General features: G+C 27.5%; 6 protein-coding genes. All 6 read left to right on the top strand.

The window, feature by feature from the left end; all coding sequences use genetic code 11:
* On the top strand, positions 1-1,025 hold a 1,025-nt coding region (locus tag J3U42_RS12005), incomplete at its 5' end, for a glycoside hydrolase family 19 protein (protein WP_267336570.1).
* A 1-nt stretch (position 1,026) separates the two neighbouring features.
* On the top strand, positions 1,027-2,004 hold the full coding sequence (locus J3U42_RS12010; RefSeq protein ID WP_267336571.1) for a hypothetical protein: 978 nt from the start codon (positions 1,027-1,029) through the stop codon (positions 2,002-2,004).
* Positions 2,005-2,254: 250 nt separating this feature from the next.
* On the top strand, positions 2,255-2,992 hold the full coding sequence (locus tag J3U42_RS12015) for a hypothetical protein (protein WP_267336572.1): 738 nt from the start codon (positions 2,255-2,257) through the stop codon (positions 2,990-2,992).
* A 248-nt stretch (positions 2,993-3,240) separates the two neighbouring features.
* The gene (locus J3U42_RS12020; RefSeq protein ID WP_267336573.1) at positions 3,241-3,831 is read left to right on the top strand and encodes a hypothetical protein; all 591 of its coding nucleotides are present in this window, start codon (positions 3,241-3,243) and stop codon (positions 3,829-3,831) included.
* A gap of 8 nt (positions 3,832-3,839) precedes the next feature.
* Positions 3,840-4,184, top strand: coding sequence for a hypothetical protein (locus J3U42_RS12025; protein WP_267336574.1), 345 nt, complete (start codon positions 3,840-3,842; stop codon positions 4,182-4,184).
* Positions 4,185-4,193: 9 nt separating this feature from the next.
* Positions 4,194-4,455 (top strand): hypothetical protein (locus J3U42_RS12030; protein WP_267336575.1); only part of this gene is annotated, 262 nt, incomplete at its 3' end.

The raw sequence follows: 4,455 nt of genomic DNA on the forward strand, positions 1-4,455 counted from the left end.
AACTTAGATTATACGGAAAAATCCAAGAGTTAGAAAAGAAATTAATCATATGGGAAAATACCAAAGAAAAAGCGACAAAAATGCTCTGGTGGGATGATGTCGCCAAAGGCTTAGCTAAGCAAAGTCAACAGACAAAACAAAGTAACACTGAAAAAGATAAGACAGAAGACAGCTCAAAGCAACAAGCAGAAACTTCATCAACGCCAGCCAACTTGAGTCAAAATGGAAGGGCGTGGTTTATGCATCCAATTGGAATACAAATATTCAATTTTGAAAATTGTATGTGTAATAAATGTATAACTGAAGATCAATTTAGATCTATTCTGCCTTTAGATGTTTTAAAAAATGGGCTATTTTATAAAATGAATAATGGTTTAAAAAATATATCAATAGATACATTTCTTTCAAAGCTTAATTCATATTTTATTCAATATAACGTTACAAGTTGTTTACTGAAAGCACATTCTATATCACAAATATTATGCGAAAGTGATTTTTTTAGGACTTCTGAAGAATATAAAAATAGGGATGGTTCCATACCTCAGAATTGGAATAATTATAGTGGTGGTTCAAATTATCATGGTAGAGGTCTTATTCAAATTACTCATGATTATAATTATGAATCTTTTAGTAAGTATATTAAAAATGATTCGATTAAAGATAACCCGGATCTTATATGCTCTGATTTGGATTATACAATTAGATCCGCATTTTGGTATTGGATTAAAGGTAGTGCTTGGGGAAATGCAAATAATATTGCAGCAAATAATGACTTTCTTAAAGTTACTATGGCTATAAATGGAGGATATAACCATGTTGTAGATAGAAATAAAGCCCTTATAACTTTATACAATATATTTAATATCAAAAATTGTAAAGTCCATTATTATATAAAAGTTGATAATTATTCTTTTGCTAATAGTGAAATGATTAATAGTCAATGGTATAAAAATAACACAATTAAGGTGCAACAAGTTGAAGCTGCCTTAAATACTTTTTATGCAGGTTTAAAAAACAGAGGTTAAAATGAAAAAATTCTATATTTTTATAATATTGCTCTTTTTTAATTTCCCGTTACTTGCACAAGTATGTAAGGAAACTAAATTAAATGTTATTAAAGGACAATTTATTGATGGCAATAATTTTGAAGGAAAATATTTTTATTGTCGTTTGATTAATCCTGAAGAAGACAAAATCTCACAAATTAATTTTAATTTAAATATAGATGGAAAAATTAATAGTTATATTTACAACGGAGGAGGTAATCCATCCATTGAAACTTCAAATTTAGGTGTAATTTCTATTTTTGATAAATTTGGTGGAATGGAAAGCCCTGCTAAAATAACTTATTTAACTAGTTTAAATAAAAAATTAATCATACTAGGCGAAATTAATCTAGATTATTCTCAAGGACAAGTTGTTAGTTATTCTATTCAGAATATTAATGACAAAATAGGCATTATGAGCTCTATTTTCTCAGAAAAAATTATGCATTATTTTATAGATAATACCCAATTGTCTTACCCTGATTATTTTTTATTGCTGCTATTTAATTCGTTTTTGGAAAAGAACATTTCAAAAGATTGGATAAAGCAGTTTAATCAAAAATTAAATTTAAATCAGCATCAAGATATCATTAATATTTATAGTCAAAATGTATTTTTTAAAAATACGACACTTTGTAATAAAGATAAAAATGAAAAAAATGCATTTGGATGTGAAGTTAACAATACTCAATTATCGTTATGTTATGATTATATTAATTCTAAGTTATTCTATAGGCTTGGTAGCCAGTCAAAATTAGAATTGCAATTAGTAAAAATAATCGATGATAAAGATAAGCAAAAATCTGTAATAACCTTTACCAATAAAAACACTGATTATTTAGTGGATACAAATCCAGGAAAAGAAGGTCTTAAAATAAAAAGAAGAGAGATGCAATTTAAGAAGTTTGAATGTAATCCAAATACTATTGAACCAATGATTTTGAATAGTTTCAATTAAATAAGCTGTATAAAAAATAATTAAATAAGATTTGAATAGTATTTTATTTGATTTTATCGCAAATCATATTCCAAGGAACGTTTTAGTTTTGAAAACAAATATTAATAGATAATGTCGACAAACGTGTTTCATCAGCATGAGCGAAACGAATAGATAAATAGAAAATTAATTGTCAGAAGAACGCTTAAGAATAAACGAGAAATATTTGAAAAAGGTATATATGCGACAGAGATTTATTAGGAGAAAAAGTATGCTTCGTAATTTTTATTTAATATTCAGCCTGGTTTTGTCATTTTCAGTAAAAGCAGATTTAACGAATAATTGGGTAGTAACTAAAGTATATATTAGGGATACAACATATACAAAAAAAGTGTCCTATGATGATCCAATTTACCTTAATAGAATATTTGAATGGGATGAAAATGTTATTAAAACTAATATTTATTCTGGTGCTGTTATTGAAATTTGTTCAAATTATAAAGTAAATAAATTTATTATCAATTTTGATGAATTTTTAAATAAAGAAATGCTAAGTGCTAACTCTTTTAATATAAATATGAAACAAAAAATAAACCAATTAGATATTTATTGCCCTAATATTCAAAAAACATGGACGCTGTTTAAAAAAAATGCTGATACATATTTAATAATAAATACAAATGATTCTATATTAGAAATAAATAGAATAAAGTATCAGAATACTGTTCCTAGTTTCTCTTGTTCAAAAGCAAAAAAAGTAGCCGAAAAACTTATTTGTCAGAATATTTATCTATCAGGATTAGATAGAAGTATTCATGATATTTATCATAATATAAAAAAATATTATGACTACAATAATGCTCAGAAAGAGTTTGAACAAATATACACTAATCAAAAAAAATTTATTCAGAAAAGAGATTTATGTAATAACGAAAAGTATTTGATGGATATTATGAATAAACATACTTATGAGTTACATGAATATATGCCATTGGTTACACCTTACTAGAAATTGCAAAAGTAGCATATGGTATAAATTTCAAGTTTATTTAATCAGAAAGTAACAATAGGAATCGTTAAAAATATTATTCATTTTTGAATGATAATTCATTATTTATCTTATCATTTATTAGGATATCAATTTCAACATAATGGTTATTATTATATTATTCGCAGCAATCAATTCCAAATGGCAATGAATATGCGACATTAACACAAGAATGTTTTAAAAGAATATCCGAAAAATCACACTTAACAATGGCACTCGGACGTCTGTTAGCCAATTATCAAAGTGAATGGTACGCCGAACTAAATACTGAAGTTAAACGACCGGAATGGGAAGAGTTAAACAGTGAAATGACAGATGATGCGGAAAACTATTTGGGTTATATAAAAAACGGTGATGAAGCAAAACGTGATGCATATGTTAGTAAATTAGACGCAAGCAAACAAGAATCAACAAAACAAGGCTTAGAGCAACAAAGAAAAGATTATCAAAGTTTTCCGAAGGATGATAAAAAGGAGTCTGAAAAGAAATTAACATCGGAACAACTTAAATTATTGGATTATATTAATAAGTTAGAAGAGAAATATAAGTTATGGGAAAAAACCAAAGAAAAAGCGACAAAAATGCTTTGGTGGGACGGTGTAGCCAAAGGTTTAACTAAGCAAAGTCAAAAGACAAAACAAAGCGACACTGAAAAAGATAAGACAGAGGACAGCTCAAAGCATCAAACAGAAACTTCATCAACGTCAGCCACCTTGAGTCAAAATGATAAAATAATTGAAAACTGGCCTTTTACCGAAAAAATGTGTGGGCAACTAAAGCTGAATCTTGGCATAATTTAAAAAGAAGAATGTTCCATGTCGAACTTAATTATAAAAGTCCAGATGTTCCTACTGATAATCAATATCAAGCCCTTGCAGATTTTTATATTGAGGCTTCGGATATTGAAGGATGTTGGCCAATAATAGTACCTCATATTGAAGTTGATAGAGGTATTGCAAATGGTCATGGTGATCCTACTGATTTTGATTATAATAAATTTTACTCTATTTTAAGGAGTAGAAACGTACCCATAGATGATATTCCACATTTTGAACATGACAGATATTGGGGATATAACAAATCAAAAATCCCATTTGCTGACGATAAATATTCATGGCCACCAGTTTTAAAAGGCAACCCTCACGGTAAATAAGGATATTATATGAAACAATTAATTTTATTATTATTGATATTACCTAACTTATTATTTGCTCAGGAAATATATAAAAATTCCTCTAATCAACAATATTTATCTTTAGGTAGTACGGAAAATGGTAAGCAAAATTTTTTAAATCTTAAAAATGGGATGATTGATTGGATAAGTCAGTCAGAATTACTGCAAATGCAACAAGTAGATATTTTATCACCACATGTTTTTTGGGATAAAGTCAACAAAAATTCTATAGGGTTCCATGCGAGTGGTT

The organism is Gilliamella sp. B2923, assembly GCF_026536565.1.
In the GTDB taxonomy this organism is placed as follows: Bacteria; Pseudomonadota; Gammaproteobacteria; order Enterobacterales; family Orbaceae; genus Gilliamella.